The sequence below is a fragment of the Rhodococcus sp. ARC_M5 genome, assembly GCF_022810405.1.
GTDB lineage: Bacteria > Actinomycetota > Actinomycetes > Mycobacteriales > Mycobacteriaceae > Rhodococcoides > Rhodococcoides navarretei.
Genome location: NZ_JALGQE010000001.1, coordinates 272,551 through 293,629, shown reverse-complemented (window position 1 = coordinate 293,629; position 21,079 = coordinate 272,551). Strand labels below are relative to the sequence as shown.

22 protein-coding genes and 1 riboswitch are annotated in these 21,079 nt (G+C 65.4%); of the genes, 13 read left to right on the top strand and 9 right to left on the bottom strand.

Going from position 1 to position 21,079, the window contains the following annotated elements; all coding sequences use genetic code 11:
• Positions 1-41: 41 nt before the first annotated feature.
• Positions 42-881 (top strand): helix-turn-helix transcriptional regulator, encoded by an 840-nt coding sequence (locus MTX34_RS01410; RefSeq protein ID WP_243608192.1) that lies wholly within the window; start codon positions 42-44, stop codon positions 879-881.
• Positions 882-1,000: 119 nt separating this feature from the next.
• A complete protein-coding gene (locus MTX34_RS01405) occupies positions 1,001-1,930 on the top strand; it encodes an SDR family oxidoreductase (RefSeq protein ID WP_243608191.1) in 930 nt (309 codons plus the stop codon).
• Between the two features lie 41 nt (positions 1,931-1,971).
• Here the strand turns inward: MTX34_RS01405 and MTX34_RS01400 are convergent, their stop codons facing one another.
• From MTX34_RS01400 to MTX34_RS01375, 7 genes are all read right to left on the bottom strand, one after another.
• The gene (locus tag MTX34_RS01400) at positions 1,972-2,925 is read right to left on the bottom strand and encodes a HAMP domain-containing protein (RefSeq protein WP_243608190.1); all 954 of its coding nucleotides are present in this window, start codon (positions 2,923-2,925) and stop codon (positions 1,972-1,974) included.
• 133 nt (positions 2,926-3,058) lie between these two features.
• Positions 3,059-5,308: an HNH endonuclease signature motif containing protein gene (locus tag MTX34_RS01395; RefSeq protein WP_243608189.1), complete on the bottom strand. Its 2,250-nt coding sequence runs from the start codon at positions 5,306-5,308 to the stop codon at positions 3,059-3,061.
• Positions 5,309-5,421: 113 nt separating this feature from the next.
• Complete coding sequence (locus tag MTX34_RS25610) at positions 5,422-5,556, bottom strand: hypothetical protein (protein ID WP_279392711.1); 135 nt, start codon at positions 5,554-5,556, stop codon at positions 5,422-5,424.
• Between the two features lie 352 nt (positions 5,557-5,908).
• The gene (locus MTX34_RS01390) at positions 5,909-6,463 is read right to left on the bottom strand and encodes a DUF6764 family protein (RefSeq protein WP_243608188.1); all 555 of its coding nucleotides are present in this window, start codon (positions 6,461-6,463) and stop codon (positions 5,909-5,911) included.
• Positions 6,464-7,103: 640 nt separating this feature from the next.
• Positions 7,104-7,571 carry a MerR family transcriptional regulator gene (locus MTX34_RS01385; protein ID WP_243608187.1) on the bottom strand — a complete coding sequence of 156 codons (468 nt, stop codon included), beginning with the start codon at positions 7,569-7,571 and terminating at the stop codon, positions 7,104-7,106.
• A gap of 29 nt (positions 7,572-7,600) precedes the next feature.
• Positions 7,601-8,476, bottom strand: a complete 876-nt coding sequence (locus MTX34_RS01380) for an SDR family oxidoreductase (protein ID WP_243608186.1) — start codon at positions 8,474-8,476, stop codon at positions 7,601-7,603.
• Positions 8,477-8,519: 43 nt separating this feature from the next.
• A complete protein-coding gene (locus MTX34_RS01375; RefSeq protein ID WP_243608185.1) occupies positions 8,520-8,984 on the bottom strand; it encodes a tRNA (cytidine(34)-2'-O)-methyltransferase in 465 nt (154 codons plus the stop codon).
• Between the two features lie 33 nt (positions 8,985-9,017).
• Between MTX34_RS01375 and MTX34_RS01370 the strand changes: the two genes are divergently transcribed.
• The 3 genes from MTX34_RS01370 to MTX34_RS01360 are packed head-to-tail and all read left to right on the top strand — an operon-like array spanning position 9,018 to position 10,869.
• The gene (locus MTX34_RS01370) at positions 9,018-9,626 is read left to right on the top strand and encodes a pentapeptide repeat-containing protein (RefSeq protein WP_243608184.1); all 609 of its coding nucleotides are present in this window, start codon (positions 9,018-9,020) and stop codon (positions 9,624-9,626) included.
• A 56-nt stretch (positions 9,627-9,682) separates the two neighbouring features.
• Positions 9,683-10,540 (top strand): bifunctional methylenetetrahydrofolate dehydrogenase/methenyltetrahydrofolate cyclohydrolase, encoded by an 858-nt coding sequence (locus MTX34_RS01365; RefSeq protein WP_243608183.1) that lies wholly within the window; start codon positions 9,683-9,685, stop codon positions 10,538-10,540.
• An 11-nt stretch (positions 10,541-10,551) separates the two neighbouring features.
• Positions 10,552-10,869, top strand: a complete 318-nt coding sequence (locus MTX34_RS01360) for a DUF3017 domain-containing protein (protein ID WP_243608182.1) — start codon at positions 10,552-10,554, stop codon at positions 10,867-10,869.
• A gap of 36 nt (positions 10,870-10,905) precedes the next feature.
• Here the strand turns inward: MTX34_RS01360 and MTX34_RS01355 are convergent, their stop codons facing one another.
• Positions 10,906-12,054, bottom strand: a complete 1,149-nt coding sequence (locus MTX34_RS01355) for a homoserine O-acetyltransferase (RefSeq protein ID WP_374638805.1) — start codon at positions 12,052-12,054, stop codon at positions 10,906-10,908.
• Positions 12,048-13,397: a bifunctional o-acetylhomoserine/o-acetylserine sulfhydrylase gene (locus tag MTX34_RS01350; RefSeq protein WP_243608180.1), complete on the bottom strand. Its 1,350-nt coding sequence runs from the start codon at positions 13,395-13,397 to the stop codon at positions 12,048-12,050. The genes MTX34_RS01355 and MTX34_RS01350 overlap by 7 nt, the downstream gene beginning before the upstream one ends.
• Positions 13,398-13,568: 171 nt before the next feature.
• A riboswitch (SAM riboswitch) is annotated at positions 13,569-13,691 on the bottom strand.
• Positions 13,692-14,029: 338 nt separating this feature from the next.
• On the opposite strand from MTX34_RS01350, the gene MTX34_RS01345 reads away from it, so the two are divergent.
• From MTX34_RS01345 to MTX34_RS01310, 8 genes are all read left to right on the top strand, one after another.
• Positions 14,030-15,169 (top strand): MFS transporter, encoded by a 1,140-nt coding sequence (locus MTX34_RS01345; protein WP_243608451.1) that lies wholly within the window; start codon positions 14,030-14,032, stop codon positions 15,167-15,169.
• Positions 15,170-15,338: 169 nt separating this feature from the next.
• Positions 15,339-16,013, top strand: coding sequence for a response regulator transcription factor (locus MTX34_RS01340; protein WP_243608179.1), 675 nt, complete (start codon positions 15,339-15,341; stop codon positions 16,011-16,013).
• A complete protein-coding gene (locus MTX34_RS01335) occupies positions 16,010-16,984 on the top strand; it encodes a HAMP domain-containing sensor histidine kinase (RefSeq protein ID WP_243608178.1) in 975 nt (324 codons plus the stop codon). Before MTX34_RS01340 ends, MTX34_RS01335 begins: the two co-directional genes overlap by 4 nt.
• 88 nt (positions 16,985-17,072) lie before the next feature.
• Positions 17,073-18,503, top strand: a complete 1,431-nt coding sequence (locus MTX34_RS01330) for a DUF4153 domain-containing protein (protein ID WP_243608177.1) — start codon at positions 17,073-17,075, stop codon at positions 18,501-18,503.
• Positions 18,504-18,543: 40 nt separating this feature from the next.
• Complete coding sequence (locus MTX34_RS01325) at positions 18,544-18,828, top strand: DUF6412 domain-containing protein (RefSeq protein ID WP_243608176.1); 285 nt, start codon at positions 18,544-18,546, stop codon at positions 18,826-18,828.
• Between the two features lie 62 nt (positions 18,829-18,890).
• Positions 18,891-19,229: a DUF6412 domain-containing protein gene (locus tag MTX34_RS01320; RefSeq protein WP_243608175.1), complete on the top strand. Its 339-nt coding sequence runs from the start codon at positions 18,891-18,893 to the stop codon at positions 19,227-19,229.
• A gap of 63 nt (positions 19,230-19,292) precedes the next feature.
• Positions 19,293-20,195: a membrane protein insertase YidC gene (gene yidC, locus MTX34_RS01315; RefSeq protein WP_243608174.1), complete on the top strand. Its 903-nt coding sequence runs from the start codon at positions 19,293-19,295 to the stop codon at positions 20,193-20,195.
• 66 nt (positions 20,196-20,261) lie between these two features.
• Positions 20,262-21,068, top strand: coding sequence for an exodeoxyribonuclease III (locus MTX34_RS01310; protein ID WP_243608173.1), 807 nt, complete (start codon positions 20,262-20,264; stop codon positions 21,066-21,068).
• The last annotated feature ends 11 nt before the right edge of the window (positions 21,069-21,079 follow it).

Genomic DNA, 21,079 nt, shown 5'->3' with positions numbered 1-21,079 from the left:
TTGCGGAAGCAGCACCCGCGTTCGACGGAAGGAGGTCTGCGGTGATCGATCGACCGGAGTTGGCCGTTTTTCTGCGGCGGCGACGCGAGTCTTTGCAGCCCGAGGACATCGGCCTTCCACGTGGACAGCGCAGGCGAACGCGGGGCCTTCGGCGCGAGGAGGTCGCCGAACTGTGTCATATGTCGACCGACTATTACGCCCGCCTCGAACGTGGGTCCGGTCCTGCTCCGTCCGAGCAGATGATTGCGTCGATTGCGCAGGGGTTGCATCTGTCGCTGGGCGAGCGTGATCACGTGTTCCGCCTCGCCGGGCACGCTCCTCCCGTGCGCGGGGCCTCGAGCGACCACATCAGCCCGGGATTGCTGCGGATTTTGGACCGACTGAACGACACGCCTGCCGAGATCGTGTCCGAGCTCGGTGAAACTCTGCGCCAGACGCCGCTGGGCGTGGCATTGACCGGGGATGCGTCGTTGCGCACCGGGCCGAACCGAAGTCTGGGGTATCGCTGGTTCACCGACCCTGAGGCTCGGCAGTCGTATCCACCCGAAGAGCGCGCCGTGCTGTCTCGGGTGTACGCGTCGGGGCTGCGCGAGATCGTCACCCTACGTGGGCCGGACTCCACAGCAGCGCAACTGGCCGCCGAGCTGCTCGAGGTCAGCGAGGAGTTCCGAACCCTGTGGGAGAAGCGCGAAGTGGGGGTGCACCCACCCGAGTCCAAGCGGTTTCTGCACCCGACGGTCGGTCTGCTGCAACTGAACTGCCAGACCCTTCTGGACCCCGAACAAGCGCATCGGCTTCTGGTGTACACGGCAGTGCCCGGCAGTGAGAGCTACGCCAAATTGGAACTGCTCGCGGTGGTGGGAACTCAGGTTCTGTCCTGACGCGATCGACGGTCCGGCCGTATCAGTGGATCGGGAGGTCCTGGATAAGCCCGAAACGGTAGTCGAACATGGGTTCTGCACGTCCGAGCCGGACGACCACAACACCCGAGGAGCTTGATATGGGCCGCATCGCAGATCTATCCATCCCCGACCTGAACGGGAAGCGCGCCGTCGTCACGGGAGCCAGCGACGGGATCGGCACGGTCATCGCGACGCGTCTCGCTCGCGCCGGAGCAGAGGTCGTCATGCCGGTGCGTTCTGCGGCCAAGGGGGAGCGCGCGGCCGAGTCGATCCGGGCTGCGGTAACCGGCGCGCATGTCAGCACCCGCGAGTTGGATCTGTCGTCACTGAGTTCGGTTGCCACGTTGGCGAGCGAACTCGTCTCCGAAGGCCGGCCGATCGACGTGCTCGTCAACAACGCAGGAGTCATGCAGCCACCCGAGCGCCAAGTCACTCAGGACGGATTCGAGCTGCAGTTCGGAACCAACCACCTCGGTCATTTCGCACTGACCCTGGCCCTGTTGCCGCTTCTTCGGGCCGGTCGTGCTCGAGTTACCCATCAGACGAGCATCGCGGCGCGATCGGGGACCATCAACTGGGACGACCTGAACTGGGAGCGTTCCTACGACGTCATGAAGGCATACAGTCAGTCGAAGCTCGCGGTGGCCCTGTTCGCCCGCGAACTCGACGCACGCAGCAGGGCCGGTGGGTGGGGAATCACCAGCAACATGGCCCATCCCGGAATTTCACCGACCAATCTGCTTGCGGCTCAACCGGGTCTGGGGCGTCCGAAAGATTCTGCCGGAAGACGCCTCATCGGTGTTCTTGCCCGTGTCGGCATCGCGGGAACAGTGGACAGCGCCGCGCAACCGGGTGTGATCGCAGCGGTGAGTACAGCCTCGCGCGGTGATCAGTTCGTCGGTCCTACCCGGTTGATCGGCGGGCCGCCGGCCGAGGTCGAGCTGTGGAAGCCACTGCGCAACATGGACGACGCGCGCCGGTTGTGGGAAGCGTCCGAACAGCTGACCGGGGTGCGCGTGTCGTCCTGAACAGTCGACGGCCGTTCAGTCGGCTCGATCGGCGGTAGGCGTCACTGCGGGGTCGGCGCGGGTTCCCGGGCGTGGTCGACCAGGTCGTGCACCAGACCGATGATGACGTCCATCTGAGCGATCACTTCGACGCGCAATCGGTCCTGCTGGTCCTCCGGCATCTCCGGGGTGTCCGGCCGGTCGAGAGACATCAGTAGATCGATGTTGGTGCGCAGTGCGGTCAACGGTTCCATCAGTTCCGCGCCCGCGTCGACGATCAGCTGGCCCTGGCGTGCTCGTGAACGAGACAGGGACGCCAGCATCTCGTTGAAGCTGTTGGCCAGTGAAGCCAGTTCGTCGTCTCCGTTCACGTCGATGGGCTCGAAATCTCCTGTGCGGGCCACGCGTTCTGTGCCGGCACGCAGTCGTGTCACGGGGCGGAGTCCGGTACGTGCGACTGCGGCACCGGCGACGCCTGCGAGCGCAACGAGAAAGGCTCCGACGAGAACCAGTGCCAGCGTCAGTTTGGCCAGGAGAGGTGACGCGGCGCTGAGCGATTCGGCCACCATGATCGTTTCGCCGGCGTCGGTGCGTTTGGCGGAGATGTAGTAGCCACGTACTTCGCGCAGGGATTGAGTTGTGGTGCCGTCGATGACAGACATTTCCGGGTCGTCCAGAACTCCGTTGGAATTGGTGAACGGCTCCGAGCCGTTCGACGACGTCACCAGAGTGCCGTCGGTCGTCGCGAACGCGACCTTCACCGCGGTCCCCTCGGTGTCCTCGATGCGAAAACCGAGCAGGTTGGCCGGTACCCCCGTTGCGGCGCTCGCAATAATGGCATCGCTGTTGCGTTCGACGCGGTCGACGATCTGCGAGCGCAGGGCCTGTTCCGCGACGAGATAGATCGCCAGAGCGCTCACCGCTACGGCTAGAGCAGCCACGCTCATCGTCAACACCCGGATGCGGCCGTGCAACGTCAGCGCTCGGGGGCGAGCGGTTGCACGTGGATTGCTCATTTCTCGAGTATGCAGGTCTAGGGAAGACAAGAGTTTTGCAGGCCGCGTAGATCCGGTTCGCCGGCACTGCAGGTGGTGCGCCGGCCGTCCCGGGTCTGCCGTGCCGTGGGCTACTCCCCGGAGCGGCCTGTGGTCAGAATGGTGGGTCTTCGGTGTCCTCGGCTGTTGGTTCCGTTTGGGGCTCGTTGTTGTCGGGTGGGTTGGGGTAGGCGATGATGCCGGATCGTTTCGGTTGGGTGGGGATGTGTGGTCTGAGGTCGTTGTCGGGGTTGGGGACGGTGGTTGCGTTGGCGGGCAGGGTGATGCGGGTGGTCTTCGAGATGGAGGTCCAGAGGATGGCTCCGCCGGGGAGCATGACGGCGGTCCAGTAGCCGGCTGTTTTGACGGAGTGGTGGTATTCGCAGAGGCATTGCAGGTTGTTCACGGTGGTCCAGCCGCCGCCGAGTGGGTTGGTGTGGTCGAAGGGGTCGATGTGGTCGAGTTGGCATCGTGCGGCGGGGCGGTGACAGTCGGGGAAGCGGCAGTGTCGGTCGCGGAGTCGGACGGCGGCGGTGGTGAGGGTGTCGGGTCGGTAGATCAGGGCTCGGTCGGTGAGGGGGTCGCGTCCGACGGATGTGCCGAGGGTGGGGTCGGCGGCGATGGCGGCTTCGAGGGCTGCGGCGAGGGAGGCGTTGCCGAGGTGGATGTCGGCGGGTGTGTGGAGGGTGTGGTGGTTCGGCCAGACCATCGAGCGGAGGTCGAGGGCCTTCATGTTGCGGGCGGGGTGTCGGATGTCGTTCAGGTCGAGGGCAGAGCTGTGCCGTGTGCCTCGGCCGACGGGGGTGTGGGTGCAGAACAGGGCTGCGGCGGAGGTCAGCGATTGGGTCCGTCGTTGAGGTTCGTTGCCGCCGCAGTCAGATGGAGTGGGGTCTGCCGCTGGATGGGCAGGGGTGTCCTCCGCCTGACTGTCTTTCGGGGTCGGTGATGTCGTTGTCCTCGGTTCCGACGCGGGGACTGTTCTGTGCGTGGGGCCTGTTGTCGGTGGTGGCCCCGTTGTCGGTGTCGCCGGGGCTGGCCTGGGTTGGTCGGGTTGATCTGGAGCAGTGTGGGTTTCGGGTCGATCGGAAGTAACGCTGGGTGCTGGCTCCGGTGTCGGCGTGGGCACCGGCGCAGGTCCTTGTGCTGGATCGGGCGTTCGAGGTGGTTCCCCGGTCGGGTCGGGTGTCGAACTCGATGCGCCGACCGGGCCTCGCGCCGATGCTGCATGCGACGGTGCGGGATCGGAGCCACGGTCGGGTTCTGTTCCCTGACCGGCAGCGGATTCCGGTGCCGGTGCGGTATCGGTGCTCGCTGTCGTTGCGGTTGCCGTTTCGGTGCTGGTTGCCGTTGTTGCTGTCGCTTCAGTGTTCGTGGCCGTATCGGTATCTGGGTTCGACTCCGAGTCCGACTCCTGCTTCTGATCTTTCGGTGTTCGTTCCCAGTCACCCGTCTCGGTGTTCTGGTGTGCGAGTCCGAGTTTCTCGGCGAGGGTGACTGCTTCGGTGAGCAGGATCTGCCAGTGACTGTTGCGCGCCAACTCCCTCGCCAAATCCGCATCGATGGATCCGTGTCCGGCCAGGTAAGCGGGGTTGGCGAGCAGTCCGAGCAGGGTGGCGATGTCGACGGTGATCATCGTCAACGGAGCCCGACAATCCGGCAATGCCGCATCCTTTTTCGGGCAGTCATCGCGTTGGCACAGGCATGCCAGGTGGGGTTCGCCGTGCATGCGGGCCATGAACGCATCGCACAGGCGTTCTTTCCTGCCGCGCGGGTCTTTCGGGCAGAGGGTGTCGGCCATCTCTTCGAGCAGTTGCCAGGCGGCGGCTGCTTCGGGTGCGGTCAATTCCGCTCGGATGCGGGCGAGTTCGCCGGCGGGGGTGTAGGTGACGGTCCGGAACTTCTTCGCGAACTCCCGTAGCGCTGCCGCTTCCTCGGGTGCGACACGGAGCAGGATGTCCCAGATCTCCTGCTCGAGGGGACCCGGTGACGACCGGCGGGCTGCTTCGACGATCTCGTCCTCGACCATCGTGAGGATCTCGTCGGGGAGGTTGTCGAGGATCCGGCACACCGTCCGTACTCGCGGGAGGTCGATCTCCCCGGACTCGAACGCGCTCTTCACCAGTGGAAGCCGGGTATGCAGGGCAACGCCGACGGACACATACCCCTCGGCGACGGTGGCCGAGCATCCCAACGCCACTGCCATTTCGGTGCGCCCGTACCGGCTGTAGTGCTGGTGTTTGGTGTCGCGGGTGATCCAGTCGCAGTGCACGCGATAGCAGGCGGTGATCTTGCGAGAAGCTTGACGGTTTTCTGCGCGCGCGGCGGCGGTCAACGCCTGCAACGACACAGTCGGTACTGCACCCATCCTTTTCACCCCCCGGTGAGCCGAAACAAGAACGCCTGTTCGAACTGAAAGAAGCGTAACTCGACCCACCGACACAAACGGAAAAATCGCTTCGAGGGGACCGAATCGTCTGGTCAGGGCTGGTGATCGGTCACTTCGGTGTCCTCGTTCCACCGCTGTGCCCATTGCCGGAGTGGTTCGAGTGCCGGCCCCAATTCTTCACCCGGTTCGGTGAGGCGATGTGAGCCGTCGAAGTCCTTGATCAGCACGCTTGCGTCGACGAGGGTGCCTCGATGCGTCTGATGGCCTCCAGTTCGGTGCAGATCCCGGCTACGCGACGAGCATCAATCGCGACGCGCAGGTGGCAATGGCTCGAGCGGTCGCCGACCGCATGGAACCAGGTTCACGAATCGTCTTTCTCACCAGCCATCAGGCGCATTTTCGCGGTAACAGGCCCATTCCCACGGCTGCAGAATTCGCGGCGGCTGTGGTGGACGCTGCCGTCGGGCCGATCGAGAAGTCCGGTCACACCGTGTATGTAGGAGGAGCCGATTACCTTGACGGGTTCGTGTCGGGGTAATCGGCTCCGTTCGACCGAAGTCGTGTTGTGCGATCGGGCAATCAGCTACCGAGGACGCAGAACTGACCGCTCGTGAGGTTCAGTGCCAACGACAGCGGTCCGACACAATCGACACCCCGTGCCTCCGAGGTGGCACCGGATCCCCACCCGGCGAGTGCGAGAGTCGTCTGTCCTGCGTCGGCCCACGAGTGCGCGATTCCTCCGCCGAGTGCCAGTGCGTAGGCCGTGCCCGCATTCTTGCTCGCTCCGAGTGCGACGCCGTAGCCGTTGGCGTAGGTGGTCGTCGCGCCGGGGCCGTCGTTGACGCTCACTGCGGTGCCGCTGTCGGCAGCACCTGCGGTGGCCCGTCCGGTGCCGTTCGAGGTAGCTCCGCAGCTGGCGGTGTCATCGACCTGGATGTCGTTGGCCGACGGCGGAGACACGCAGTTGACGGGGGCTGCCGACGCGGTGGCCGTGCCCGACAGGGCTGCGACGGTCAGTCCGGAGCCCATCGCGAATATTGCTGCGGTGCGGGCAATTCGACTACCGAACCGACTCGACGTGCGCGCGGAGGAGGATGTGGAGGACGAGAGGCGGGGTAGGGAAACAGAGAACAACAGGAAGCTCCTTCACGAGCGAAAACGGGCCGGTGCGGCACACGGTACCCCGCTCTGGGACTCCATGGCAGCAGGCAGGTGCGGATTGTGTAACGGTGCCGCCGGCATCCGGTGACGGATCGTCGTAGAAGTCCGGTTTCTCGCACCCCGGCTGCAGCTGTCGTGGCCGCCCGATGCATGTTCGGGTTGCTGCCGTTCGCTGCGTCCGATGGATCGAGTTCTGTTCCACCGCTTCATTTTTCGGTGGAAGAGGCACGTCCGGTGCTCGCGTTCGAGACGCCCGTCGACTCCGAACGTCGGTGGTCCTCGACACCGTCCGAACGAAAGCAAATCGTTACCGGGCGGCTCTCGATCCTCGCCGGACAGCCCGCATTCCGGCCGATAGTTCGAGGCTACCGCCAGCCCGATCCGGTACCTGGGCGAACTCGACAGGTCGGTGTCACAGAAGAACTACCTCTCGGGCCGGGTCGATTTGTCGACCCTCACAAAGAGTTTCACCTTTGACAAGAAGGCGCACGGGCGACACCCGGCAGCTTCCGGAACGCAACGCGGGCCGCGCTCCCGTGGTTGCCGGCATCGCAGCGGCCGGCTACTGAGCCGTCCGGTTCCGGCAACGATCGAAAACCTGACTTCACGATTGTCACGGACCGGTGGCACCGCCGTACGTTTCAATCTTGTATTCGGTTGCCACCAGCGAGAGTTGCAGTTCGCGGATCCGTCGTCGGACGTTGTCTCGATGCCGGGCGAGCATGTCGAGTCGTTCCGGAACGGTGTGTTCCCCGCCGTCCACCAGTTCGACGTAGTGCTGCAGGTCGCGCATGGGCATCCCCGACAACCGCCTGCGGGTGAGGAAGACGATCCGTCGGACGGCCGCATCGTCGTAGCGCCGATGGTCGAGTCCGTCGCGAGCAACCTCGATCAGGCCGCACCGCTCGTAGTACCGCAGCGTGTGTGGGGAGATATCGAGCAACTCGGAGACCTCGGCGATGCCGAGTGGTTCGGAGAGTTCGCCGGGTTCGATCAACTCGTGAACCAGTTCGACGGTCAACGGTGCCTCCGAATCCGCAACGGCCGCCAGCGCCCTGTTCATCAAGTCCGTCGTCGCCATGAGTACAGAAGATAGTCCGGGCGCAGCCGTCAGACCGGGCGGACGGATTCGGGTACACCCGGGAAGTCCGCGCTGGATGACAGTTCGGCGTGGGTCTCCACAGACACCAGTTCACGACGGTACGACTCGCACAGCCGTCGGACGGCCTCGCGTCCGAGAGGAATACGCAGCGGAGCGGACTCTGCCCCGACCAACTGACGGATGACGAGAGCCGCTCGGTGCGGGTCGCCTTCCTGCCGACCGTCGGCCGCGAGCATGTCCGCCCTGAAATCGCCGAGAACGTCGGCGTACACCTCCACGGGTGTGGCGCGTTCGAGCACGTCGGCACTGTTGAAGGCGGTCCGAAAGCGGCTCGGCTCGACGATCAGAACTCGAATCCCGAACGGTGCGACCTCGCCTGCCAGTGCCTCCGACCAGCCCTCCAACGCGAATTTTCCAGCGGAGTACGAGCCCGCACCAGGGAACGAGATGCGGCCGCCCTGGCTGCTCATCTGCACGATCGTGCCGGTGCCTCGCACGCGCATTCCCGGCAGCACGGCGCGGGTGAGAGCGGCAGGACCGACCACATGCTGTTCGAGCATGTCCCGCAGCCGGGCGTCGTCGATTTCCTCGGCGGAACCGATCTGTCCGACGCCACCGTTGTTGACGAGTACGTCGATCCGTCCGAACCGGCTGATTGCCGCCTCGATCACGGCGGGCGCGGACCCGGTGTCTCGGACATCGAACTCGATCGGCAGTAGCGACTCCGGATACTCGGCGAACAGGTCGTCGATGCGTTCGGGGCGACGCATCGCCGCGACCACGGTCTCACCTGCTGCCAACGCGGTCTCGGTCAGAGCGCGACCCAGACCGGAGGATGCCCCGGTGACGAGCCATGTTCGTGGTGGAGTAGGTGTCCGAGTCATGAAACGCACGCTATGACTTCGAGCGCGCTCGAACGCAAACCCGTCAGACGCTGCCCTGATAGCCGTGTTGCCGCCAGGCCTCGTACATCGTGACCGCCGCCGCGTTGGCCAGGTTCAGGGATCGGCGGCCGGGGATCATGGGGATTCGCAGTCGATCGGTCACGTGTGGGTCGTCCAAGACGTCGTCGGGCAACCCGGTGGGTTCCGGCCCGAAGAGGAGGACATCGCCGGGTTCGTACGCGACGTCGGCGTAGGACCGGGTCGCGTGGGCGGTGAAGGCGAACACACGCGTCGGAGCCATCGCTGACCAGGCCGACGGCAGGTCGGCATGCACCGTCACCGACGCCAGATCGTGGTAGTCGAGCCCGGCCCGCTTGAGCTTCGGTTCGGACATGTCGAAGCCGAGCGGGCCCACCAGGTGCAGTTCGCAGCCGGTCCCGGCGACCAGGCGAATCGCGTTTCCGGTGTTCTGTGGGATGCGGGGCTCGAAGAACATGAGTCGAAACACCCGGTTCACTCTGCCATCACGAACCCGGGAAGTATGGGGCAGGTGGACGACGAACAGACGATCGGCGAGGACTTTTCCGACACGCGACTGGACGGGCAGGAGTGGACCGGCAGGCAATTCGTGCGGTGCACCTTCCGCGACGCGGACATGAGCGGCGTCCGAACCGAGTCGGTGGTGTTCACCGAATGCGACTTCACCGGCACCGACCTGACCGAATCGATTCACACGAACTCCGCATTTCGATCGTGCACCTTCACTCGTACCAATCTGCAGCACAGCACTTTTCGTCACTCGACCATGATGGGGTCGATGTTCGTCGACAGTCGCATGCGTCCAGCGACGTACGACGAGGTCGACTTCACCCTCGCGTCACTGGGCAACGCGGACCTTCGGGGCCTCGATCTGACGGGGTGCCGGATGCGGGAAGCGAACCTTGTCTCCGCAGACTTTCGGAAGGCCACTGCACGCTCGGTCGATTTCACAGGTGCCCGTACCGTCGATGCGAAGTTCGACGATGCCGATCTCCGCGGAGCCGTCGCCGACGCATCGCTGTGGGTGAGCGCGAGCTTGCGTAACGCGAAGATCGAACTGATGCAGGCCGTGGCGCACGCGGGAGCACAGGGGCTCGTCGTCGAGGGCTGACGGCGGTGACCGGACCGGCGCGCCGCTGCTGACGCCGAACCTGGAACAATGACCGGGTGACTGCAACGATTCTCGATGGCAAAGCGACCCGTGACGAGATATTCGTCGATCTCACCGCCCGCGTGGCGACGCTGCGTGAGAAGGGCATCACCCCGGGTCTGGCGACCGTGTTGGTGGGCGACGATCCCGGTTCGGCCGCGTACGTCCGGGGCAAGCACAACGACTGCGCCAAGGTCGGCATCACCTCGATTCGTCGAGACCTGCCTGCGGACATCACCCAAGCGGATCTCGAAGCCGTCATCGACGAACTCAATGCCAACCCCGATTGCACGGGTTACATCGTCCAGCTGCCGTTGCCGAAACATCTCGACGAGAATGCTGCCCTCGAGCGAATAGATCCGGACAAGGACGCGGACGGTCTGCACCCGATCAACCTCGGCCGTCTCGTGCTCGGCAAGGAGGCCGCACTGCCGTGTACGCCTCGCGGGATCGTGCACCTGCTCCGCCGGTACGACGTCGAGCTCGACGGTGCGCACGCGGTGGTCATCGGCCGCGGTGTGACGGTCGGGCGACCCATCGGCCTGCTGCTCACGAGACGTTCGGAGAACTCGACGGTCACGTTGTGCCACACCGGAACTCGCGATCTGGCGGCCGAGGTCTCACGCGCAGACATCGTCATCGCCGCGGCCGGGGTGCCCGGATTGATCACTGCGGACATGGTCAAGCCCGGCGCTGCCGTGCTCGACGTCGGGGTGACCCGCACCGAGGACGGACTGCGCGGCGATGTCGCCGACGGTGTCGCGGAGGTGGCCGGATTCCTGTCGCCCAACCCCGGCGGCGTCGGACCGCTGACGCGGGCCTTCCTGCTCACCAATGTCGTCGAGCGCGCCGAACGCGTCGCCGCCGAGAACTGAGCGAACCGGACGTGAACGACACAGAGGATGCGCGGAGCGAGCCCGACGCGGGATTTCGCGCGGCAGTTGCGCGCAACCTACCGATCGTCGCAGTCTCGGTCGTCGTCCTCGCCGCGCTGATCCTGGTGCTGGCCGATCGCTGGCGGCGCGGTTCGTTCATCTTCGGGTGTGCCGCGCTGCTCGCAGCCGTGTTGCGGCTGTGTCTACCCGAAACCCGTGTCGGCACACTGCAAGTACGCAGCCGCGGGTTCGATGTGCTGGCGCTGGGCTGCGTCGGCGGAGCGATCGTGTTCCTGTCGCTGTCGATCGATCCGTTGGGAACCGACTGACTCAGGGCCGACGCGCCGGTCCGGACAAGAGCGGCGTCAGCGTCGTCCGAGGCGGGCCAGCTCCATCGTCTCGGCGAGCAGCTTCGCCACCGAATCGGCCTCGGTGAGGAAGCCGTCGTGTCCGTCACGAGACTGGATCACTTCGAGTCCTCGGCACTGGGGGAGTTCGCGAGCGATCTCCTTCTGCAGTCGAAGCGGATACAGCCGATCGGAATCGACTCCGCCGACGATGGTCGGAACAGCTGTGGACGCAAGGGCTTCGGCCACTCCGCCGCGGCCGCGGCCCACATCGTGGCGGTTCATCGCCTCGCTGAGCAGGACGTACGTCGCAGCGTCGAACCGGTTGACGAGCTTGGCAGCCTGATGCTCGAGGTAGCTCTGTGCGGAGTATCTGCCACCGGCCCACGGGTCTTCGTCGTTCTGCGGTGAGTTTGCGAACCTGATGTCGAGTTCGCTCTCGGTCCGGTACGTCAGGTGCGCGATGCGCCGAGCGATGCCGAGTCCGGCCGTCGGCGAGGTGCCGGTGTCGTGATAGTTGCCACCGAGCCATCCTGGATCTGCCTTGATCGCGGCGATTTGCGTTGTCTGCGTACCGATCTGGTCGGCAGTTGCCCTGGCACCGACCGCGAGGACCAACGCGGCAGCCACTCGGTCGGGATGGCCCACGATCCATTCGAGTGTGCGCATCCCGCCCATCGAGCCGCCGACGACGGCTGCGAACCGCTCGATTCCGAGGACGTCGGCCACGGCCGCCTCGGCAGCGACCTGATCGCGGATGGAGATGTCCGGGAAGCGAGACCCGTAGGGCGTTCCGTCGGGAGAGACGCTGCTCGGGCCCGTGGTACCGCCGCAGCCACCGAGCACGTTGGTCGCCACGACGCACCACTCGTCGGTGTCGATGGGGCAGCCGGGACCGACCATTCCGTTCCACCAACCTGGCAGAGCGTGATCGGCGTCCGGCGGACCGGACACATGCGAGTCCCCGGTGAGGGCGTGTTCGACCAGCACGACGTTGCTGCGGTCGGTGGCGAGTTCGCCCCACCGCTGCACCGCGACGGTGACCTCGGGGATTCGCGCGCCGTTCTCGAGATCGAGACCGCCGATGTCGATGGTTCCCAACCGCCCGTCCGGAGACGGAAGAACCGCCTCCGGACGAACGCCTGTGTCGCAGCTGTGACTCAAGATGCCGCCGCGCTGAATCCGACCTCTAGATCGGCGATGATGTCGTCGATTCCTTCGATGCCCACGGCGAGACGCACCAGGCCGGGCGTGACGCCCGATGCCAGTTGCTCTTCGGGGGTCAGCTGGGAATGCGTGGTGGATGCGGGGTGGATGACGAGTGAACGCACGTCTCCGATGTTAGCGACATGGCTGTGCAGAGTCAGAGCGTCGACGAACTTCTTACCCGCGTCCACACCACCCTGCAGCTCGAACGCGATGATCGCGCCCTGGCCCTTCGGCAACAATTCCTGCCCGCGCTGGTACCACGGGGACGATTCGAGTCCGGCGTAGTTGATCGAGACGACATCCTCGCGTCCGGCGAGGAAGGCTGCCACCTTCTGAGCGTTCGCCACATGCCGCTCGATCCGCAGGCTCAATGTCTCCAGACCCTGACTGATGAGGAAGGCGTTGAACGGCGAGACCGCAGCACCGATGTCACGCAACAGTTGAACGCGTGCCTTCAATGCGAACGCGGGCGCACCCAGATCGGCGAACACGACGCCGTGGTAGCTGGGATCCGCGGTGGTGAAGTTGGGATGACGGCCCTGCGTCCAATCGAAGGTGCCACCGTCGACGATGACGCCCGCGATGGCCGTTCCGTGCCCGCCGAGGTATTTCGTCGCCGAGTGCACCACGATGTCGGCACCGTGCTTCAGCGGCTGCAACAGGTACGGAGTCGCCACGGTGTTGTCCACGATCAGCGGGATGCCGTTCTCGTGGGCCACTGCCGAGATCCCGGGGATGTCGAGAATGTCGTTCTTCGGGTTGGAGATCGACTCGCCGTAGAAGGCCTTGGTCGACGGAGTGATCGCGGCGCGCCACTGCTCGAGGTCGTCGGGATCGTCGACGAACGAGACGGTGATGCCCAGCTTGGGGAGTGTGTAGTGGAACAGGTTGTACGTGCCGCCGTAGAGGCGCGGGCTCGAGACGATGTGGTCGCCTGCTTCCGCGAGGTTGAGAATCGCGAACGTTTCGGCGGCTTGACCCGACGCCACCAGTAGTGCCGTAACGCCGCCCTCGAGTGCGGCGATGCGCTGCTCGACGACATCCTGCGTGGGGTTGATGATGCGGGTGTAGATGTTGCCCGGCTCGGCGAGACCGAACAATGCAGCCGCGTGATCGGTGTTGTCGAACGTGTACGAGGTGGTCTGGTAGATCGGCAACGCGCGAGCGTTCGTGGTGCCGTCCGGGGTCTGACCGGAGTGGATCTGCTTGGTCTCGAAGCTCCACTCGGCCGAGGGGTCCGTGAACGGATCCTCGGTGGGAGCTCCGGTGGCGTCGACGACGTCTGGGGTCGAATCGGTCATGGCTGGTGATACTCCGTTTTCTGAGACGAGTCTGTCTAAGACGAATCGAATGTCGAATGAAGCTCGAGAAGTCGAGCGCTACGGGGCGTATCGGTACAGCAACACATGAGAGAACCTCCTGACAGGCTTCGGACCCTGAGGTCCGAAGGTTCAGTGGGTCCGCTTCCTGCGGACCCGCGCTTGTCGATCCGGCACTGGCGTGCCGGATCGGCCTGGTCGTTCACCCGGGGCACCCCACCGCGGTTGGAGGGTTGCCGGCCAGCAAGCCGGGGCTCGATGCTGGCACTCATGACCTGGCGAAGATCTTAGCGGGTACGGCAGTGCCGCAGGAAGAAGGGCTCGGGTAGAGCTCGAGCAGATGCTCTGGTGAGCACAATCACCACGGAGAAACTCGAAAGCTCGTCGATTCGAGGAAGACAATGGACTGCAGGTGCGTTCCCTACGGGGTCGTGCCACCGTCGCGGTCGCTCGCCGACTCGAAGTTCTTGCTCGTTTCCCCTGATGCATACGAAGGTAGTACCGCTGTGACTGTCACCGATTCCGCTCTGTCCCGAGTCAGCGCTGTGCGCGGCAAGGTGTCGAGTGGCCTGAGTGTCAGTCATCGACCGCACTCGACCCGCCGCAAGCTCGCGATGTTGGCGCTGTCCATCGGCGGATTCGGGATCGGCACCACGGAGTTCGCGTCGATGGGACTGCTGCCGGACATAGCGACGACGATGGGGATCTCCGAGCCCTCCGCGGGCCACATGATCTCCGCGTACGCGCTCGGCGTGGTCGTCGGCGCACCGACCATCGCGGCCCTGGCTGCCCGCGTTCCGCGCCGGATGTTGTTGCTGGCACTGATGGTGGCCTTCACCCTCGGCAACCTCGGCACCGTCTTCGCACCCAGCTTCGACGAGTTGGTGGCCTCGCGGTTCGTCGCAGGTCTGCCTCACGGTGCGTACTTCGGTGTGGCGGCCCTCGTGGCTGCCCACCTCGCCGAACCGGGCAAGCGAGCCAAGGCCGTCGCGATGGTGATGATGGGACTCTCGGTGGCCAACGTCGTCGGCGTGCCGGTGGCGACCTGGATCGGGCAGGCGCTGGGATGGCGCAGTGCATTCACTCTCGTGGCGGTCATCGGTGCCCTCACCGTCGCCGCACTCGTCCTCTGGATGCCACGACTCGACGCCATGCCGACCACCAGTCCCATCACCGAGCTGGGCGCACTGCGCCGCAGCCAGGTGTGGATGACCCTGTTCGTGGGCATCGTCGGATTCGGTGGCATGTTCGCGGTGTACACGTACATCGCGTCGACTCTGACCGACGTCGCCGGTCTCGCCCGCGCGCTCGTTCCGGTCGCCCTGATGATCTACGGACTCGGAATGGTCGCCGGAAACTATGCAGGCGGATGGCTCGCCGACCGGTACCAGCTCAAGGGCACCTTCGTCGGCCTGGCCGCAACGGCCGTGTCCCTGGCCGCGTTCGTGGTGGCGGCACACAACCCGGTGACCGCGCTGCTTCTCGTCTTCCTGATCGGGGCATCCGGCTCGTCGGTGGTCCCCGGACTACAAACTCGTCTGATGGATGTTGCGGAGGACGCTCAGACGCTCGCCGCGTCGCTCAACCACGCAGCGTTCAACCTGGCCAACGCCATCGGAGCGGCAGTCGGTGGAGCCGTGATCGCCGCAGGCTTCGGCTACACGGCACCTGCCGCCGTCGGCTCGGGCCTGGCGGTGGCCGGTCTCGGTGTGCTGGCAACCGCCATGTGGATGGACAAGCGTTCCGCCGCATAGAAACGCCCAGGGTCGGTGGCCAAGGGCTGGTCGCCGTACCGCTCGGTGACGCCGGCCGGAGTGTCAGGACCGTGTCCCGACTCGACGTGAAGCGCCTGGCCTCAACCTTCACCGAACCTCCACATTTCCCGACGGGCTCCTCCACGTGCGCCCTCTAGGGTCAGTTCTCATGAGCCGCACAGTTCTTGTCGTCGACGACGAGCCCACGATCTCCGAGGCCGTCGCAGCTCGGCTGCGCGGCGAAGGGTACGAGGTCGTCACCGCCGCCGACGGCCCGTCTGCCGTCGACGCGTGCGCCCGGATCGATCCCGACGTGGTGGTGCTCGATCTGATGCTGCCCGGGTTCGACGGGCTCGAAGTGTGCCGCCGTATCCAGGCCTCCCGCCCGGTCCCGGTGCTGATGTTGACCGCCAAGTCCGACGAGACGGACATGCTCGTCGGCCTGGGCGTCGGCGCGGACGACTACCTGGGTAAGCCGTTCAGTATGCGCGAGTTGGTCGCTCGCGTGCATGCCCTGGTTCGGCGTGCCGAGCGTTCGGTGGCCGCCGAACCCCACGCGGTTCGAGTCGGTGACGTGCAGATCGATCACCGGGAACGGCGGGTGACCAATTCCTCCGGTGACATTCACTTGACCAGAACAGAATTCGACATTCTCGCCTATCTTGCCGCTCGGCCGCGCACTGCGGTCTCGCGGGAAACGCTGCTGTCGGAACTGTGGGGCTGGGCCGATTCGGCCAGCAGTAGGACGGTCGATTCTCACGTGAAAGCGTTGCGTCGCAAACTCGGTGGCGAGCTCATCCGCACCGTGCACGGCGTGGGCTACGCCGTGGAGTCGCCGCGATGACGCGCATGCTGCCGCGCCCGTTGGATCCGTTGCGGTCGTTCAAGCTCAAGGTCTCGCTCGTCGTGGGCATCGTGCTGGTGCTCGCGAGTGTCGTCTTCTGGATCGGGGCGGGCTGGCAATTTCGCTACACCCTCCTCGCCGCGCTCGTCGTGTCCTTGGCCGCAACACAATTCGTCGCCCATGGGATGACGTCACCGCTGCGCGAGATGACCTCGGCCGCCACAGCGATGGCGCGAGGCGACTATTCGACGCGAGTGCGGGCAACGTCCAGGGACGAGGTGGGCGAGCTCGCGACGGCGTTCAACACCATGGCGAGTGATCTGGAAGCCGCCGAGAAGTACCGCCGCGAACTCATCGGCAACGTCTCGCACGAGTTGAAGACGCCCATCGCTGCCCTGCGTGCCGTGCTCGAGAACATGGTCGACGGGGTGACCGACGCGAATCCCGCGACACTGTCGGTGGCGCTGCGCCAAACCGAAAGACTCGGAGACCTCGTCAGCGAACTGCTCGACCTGTCGCGGGTGGAGGGCGGTGTGCTCACCATCGACCCGGAGGAGTTCGCGGTGCGGCAATTCCTCGAGGATGCGACCTCCGTTCACCGAGAACGAGTGTCGATCGTCGTCTCGCCGGGCGCTTCGACAGTCGTGGCCGACCGATCTCGCATGACACAGGTGATCACCAACCTCGTCGACAACGCCGTGCGGCATTCCCCCGATGCGAGCACCGTGACGCTGCGGGCCCATCGAATCGGCGGAGCGTACGCATTCGACGTTGTCGACCAGGGCCCGGGCATCGCGCTCGCCGATCGCCATGCGGTGTTCGACCGATTCACTCGCGGCGGATCCACCGATGGCGGAACAGGTCTGGGTCTCGGCATCGCCCGCTGGGCCACCGAACTGCACGGCGGAACCATCGAAGTCCTCGACAGCGAGTTCGGCTGCCACATCAGAGTGGCCATCCCCGAGCACTGACTCCCTCGATCCATCCGAACCGCGACTGTACGGCCCCGGACTGCAGCCGCCGACCTTCCATGCCCGAAACACAGAAGAAGGAAGCGCCATGACCACGATCGACACTCCGATTCATCCGACAGCGAAGCACGGTCACTCTTTGTGGGGTCCTCGCACCTGGCCGGTGTTGCGGTATGCGCAGGCCCCCCGTGTGGTGCTCCTCGGGTCCGCTGTTGCCGGGCTTATCGGAGCAGTGACATTGGTGGACAACACGTTCGGTGTGCTGATCACCGCACTGGCCTTCGTGGTCGTTGTGCTCGCAGCGCGCAGCGGCAGGCTCTCGCGGTGGGAATGGGCGGGCGTGGCAGGAGTGCTGGCGTTGTCGAGCGTGTCTGCGCTGCGAGCGGCCGAGTGGATCGTGACGATGTCGACGACGCTTGCCGTTGTGGTCGCAGTGGTGGTGCTCTCCCGTGCCTGGACGTGGACGGGAATCGCACTCGGCGGTCTACTGCCGGTGTTTCTGCCGGTGCGCGTGGCTCGGTGGACCGGGCGCGGAGCCGGTTCGATCGATCTGGAGGGGCCACGGCCGGTGCGGATCGGCATGGTCTCCATTGTCACGATCGCGCTCCTCGTCGTGTTCGCAGCGTTGTTCGGTGCGGCCGACAAGCGTTTCTCGGATGCATTGGGCGCGGTGACACCCGAGTTCGATGCCGCGTCGATCGTCGGTCGTATTCTCGTCTTCGTGCTCACCGCAGCAGGTGCGCTCGCCGTCGCCTACGTCGCGCTGCATCCGCCTCGGTTCGATCGCCTCGCACCGTCGCCGCGTCGAACACTGCAGTTGTGGGAGTGGATGGTTCCCCTCGGGGCGGTGGTGGCCCTGTTCGTCGTGTTCGTCGGGTTCCAGGTGCCGACACTGTTCGGCGGGCAGGGACACGTTCGCACCACCGAGGGGCTGACCAACGCCGAATACGCCCGGCAGGGCTTCTGGCAATTGCTCGCGGTCACGGTGCTGACACTGCTCGTCATCGCGGTCACGGTCGCGAAGGCTCGGCGAGAAGACCGGGGTGATCGAATTGCGTTGCGGGCGTTGCTCGGAGCGCTGTGCCTGCTGTCGTTGGTGATCGTTGCGTCGGCCCTGCATCGAATGTCGTTGTACGAGCAGCAGTACGGCTACACGACGCTGAGGTTGTTCGTCACGGCCGTCGAGTGGTGGCTGGCATCGGTGTTCGTACTGGTTCTGGTGTCGGGCGTGCGGATGTCGGGGCGCTGGCTACCGAGAGCTGTGGGAGTCGGTGCGGTTCTCACCGTGCTCGCGCTGGCGGCTCTGAATCCGGATGCGTACATCGCACGGCACAACGTCGATCGGTTCGAGCGGACCGGACGCATCGATACGTCCTACGTGGGTGGGTTGTCGGCCGATGCCGATGCGGAGCTGGAGCGACTGCCCGACTACGTGCGTCCCTGCGTAGAAGCTCGCGGTCCGGTGTTCGTCGGCGATACCTGGCACCTGTGCACGGACCCTTCGGTATCTGTACCCTGAGCAACGACTCGGGTTCGGTGACACGTCAGGGAGGTGCGGAATGAGATACCAGAGCATGGTCGTCACGTCGCTGCTCCTCGTGTCGCTGTACCTGACGATGCCGACCGCAACCGCAGACGTGGCCCTTATCCTCGTCGCGGCGCTGGCAACGCTGATGGTGCTCGCGCACCGGGTCGATGTGCCGGCACTGCTGCGCCTACTGCCGAACGTCGGCCCCGCCGCGGAGGAACGCCACCGTCGAGGTGCGTTCCGGCGTCAACATCGCCCGGATGCCCCGGGCCGCCCACAACCCCGCGCACCCGGTGCACTGGTGGGGGCACTGTAACTCGAAAGTTCCCCCACACCTTCGCAACCTGTTGTCCGCGAGGCTGTGACAAGGAACCGAAAATGCTCGACTCTCGAACCCTTCACCTGGCAATTCGACGCTACGCCGGGACGCTGGTCGGCGTCCTCGCCGTCCTGCTCGTCGTCTTCGCCGTCGTCGACGCCCAACCCGCCGCACAGATAGCTATGTTCGGTGCGCTCGTCGCGGCATCCCTGGTCGTCCTCGTTGCACCGTCCGACCTCGCCGTGATCGCACCGCTGTCGTCGTGCGCTGCAGGCGCGGACGGGCGGCGACTTCGGGGATCGTTCCGCAGGCAACAGCAACCCGATGCGCCAGGTCGCCCCATGCCCAGAGCCCCCGGTCCGGTCCGTGGACCGGACCGGTGGCTCCAGGTCTCCTGAGCCACTGCGAGATCCGGTCGAGACGCCAACCGACCGACTTCTCTCACAGTGAGGTGCTCCACCATGCTCGATCTCGTCTACTATCCCGTATCCGCGGTGTTGTGGTTCTGGCACAGAGTCTTCGGGTCCGTGCTCGGCCCCGACAACGGGTTCGCCTGGGCCTTGGCCGTGATATTCCTGGTCTTCACATTGCGCTTGCTGCTGATCAAGCCGTTCGTCAGCCAGATTCGTTCTCAGCTCGCCATGAAAAGACTCCAACCACAGATCAAGGCCGTACAGAAGAAGTACTCGGGGAACCGTGCCCGGCAGGCAACCGAAATGCGGAAGTTGCAGCAGGAACACGGTTTCAACCCCCTGATGGGGTGCCTGCCACTGCTGGCGCAGGGCCCGGTTTTCATCGGTTTGCTACACGTGCTGCGCTCGTTCAACCGAACCGGAACCGGATTCGGTCATCTCGGAATGACGGCGCAGGAGAATGCGAACACCGCGAACTACGTCTTCAGCGCCGCCGATGTGCAGTCCTTCCTCGACGCTCGGCTCTTCGGTGCGCCGATCTCGGCTGCCGTCAACAGTTCTCGGGAGGTGCTCGAGGCCTTCGGTCCGTTCGGGGGAGTGCCGTCGGTGTGGAGCATCGCGTTCGTTGCGGTCCCTCTGATGATCGTCGCTGCGGTGGCCACGCACCTGAACTCGCGGGCGTCCGTCGCCCGGCAGGACGCAGCGGCGCTCGCCAACCCACAGGCCGCGATCATGAACAAGCTCGTGCTCTGGGTGTTCCCGGCAGGCGTGCTCGTCGGTGGGCCGGTCCTTCCGGTCGCGGTGTTGCTGTACTGGGTGAGCAACAACATCTGGACCTACGCCCAGCAGCACCTCGTCTACCGACGCATCGACCGAGAACCGGTGGTAGTGCCGGAGGTGACATCGGTGGTCACTGCGCCCAAGCCCGGGGCCAAGCCCAGGCGTCGGTAGCGGGCCAGTGCCGCCCACCAGAAGGCGGCCCGCCGTCTGTCGGTTGGCTCCGCTACCGTCGTCGGCGTGCCGATCACTGTTTCCACTGTCAACGTCAACGGAATTCGCGCAGCTGTTCGTAAGGGCATGCTGCCGTGGCTCGAGGCCACCGATGCCGACGTCATCTGCCTGCAGGAAACCCGTGCCAACGACGGGGAACTGACGAAGGCGCTGGCCCCTGCCCTCGATGCAGGCTGGCACCTGGCCTCGGCCGAGCCGTCCGCGAAAGGACGCAACGGGGTGGCCTTGCTGTCGAAGGCGGCTCCCGATGCGATTCGCACCGGCATCGGGGCCGCCGAATTCGCCGATGTCGGTCGCTACATCGAAGGCGACTTCGGCGATATCACCGTCGCGAGCCTGTACCTGCCCTCGGGCGAGGTGGGAACCGAGCGTCAGGACGAGAAGGAACGCTTCATGGCGGCGTTCGCGAAGTACCTGGCCAAGACGGCCAAGGCAGCGAAGTCCGACGACCGGGACGTGGTGGTGTGCGGCGATTGGAACATCGCCCACACCGAGGCCGATCTCAAGGCTTGGAAGACCAACCGCAAGAACTCCGGCTTCCTGCCCGAGGAACGCGAGTGGGTGACGCGATTGCTCGCCGAGAAGGCTCCCTGGACCGACGTCGTACGGGCGCTGCACCCGGACGTCGACGGTCCGTACAGCTGGTGGTCCTACCGCGGCAAGGCCTTCGACAACGACGCCGGCTGGCGGATCGACTATCAGTTGGCCACGAGTGATCTGGCCGAGCGCGCCAAGGAAGCGAGCACCGAGCGGGCGGAGGCGTACGACCAGCGGTGGTCCGATCACGCTCCGGTGACAGTGCGCTACCGCTAGAGCCAGGAAGT

Coding starts and splice junctions, on each gene's coding strand:
- MTX34_RS01345 (WP_243608451.1), top strand. CDS start 14,030: ATGTTGGCGCTGTCCATCGGCGGATTCGGGATCGGCACCACGGAGTTC.
- MTX34_RS01370 (WP_243608184.1), top strand. CDS start 9,018: ATGGGGCAGGTGGACGACGAACAGACGATCGGCGAGGACTTTTCCGAC.
- MTX34_RS01385 (WP_243608187.1), bottom strand. CDS start 7,571: ATGGCGACGACGGACTTGATGAACAGGGCGCTGGCGGCCGTTGCGGAT.
- MTX34_RS01335 (WP_243608178.1), top strand. CDS start 16,010: ATGACGCGCATGCTGCCGCGCCCGTTGGATCCGTTGCGGTCGTTCAAG.
- MTX34_RS01400 (WP_243608190.1), bottom strand. CDS start 2,925: ATGAGCAATCCACGTGCAACCGCTCGCCCCCGAGCGCTGACGTTGCAC.
- MTX34_RS01380 (WP_243608186.1), bottom strand. CDS start 8,476: ATGACTCGGACACCTACTCCACCACGAACATGGCTCGTCACCGGGGCA.
- MTX34_RS01340 (WP_243608179.1), top strand. CDS start 15,339: ATGAGCCGCACAGTTCTTGTCGTCGACGACGAGCCCACGATCTCCGAG.
- MTX34_RS01330 (WP_243608177.1), top strand. CDS start 17,073: ATGACCACGATCGACACTCCGATTCATCCGACAGCGAAGCACGGTCAC.
- MTX34_RS01405 (WP_243608191.1), top strand. CDS start 1,001: ATGGGCCGCATCGCAGATCTATCCATCCCCGACCTGAACGGGAAGCGC.
- MTX34_RS01350 (WP_243608180.1), bottom strand. CDS start 13,397: ATGACCGATTCGACCCCAGACGTCGTCGACGCCACCGGAGCTCCCACC.
- MTX34_RS01325 (WP_243608176.1), top strand. CDS start 18,544: ATGAGATACCAGAGCATGGTCGTCACGTCGCTGCTCCTCGTGTCGCTG.
- MTX34_RS01395 (WP_243608189.1), bottom strand. CDS start 5,308: ATGGGTGCAGTACCGACTGTGTCGTTGCAGGCGTTGACCGCCGCCGCG.
- yidC (WP_243608174.1), top strand. CDS start 19,293: ATGCTCGATCTCGTCTACTATCCCGTATCCGCGGTGTTGTGGTTCTGG.
- MTX34_RS01320 (WP_243608175.1), top strand. CDS start 18,891: ATGCTCGACTCTCGAACCCTTCACCTGGCAATTCGACGCTACGCCGGG.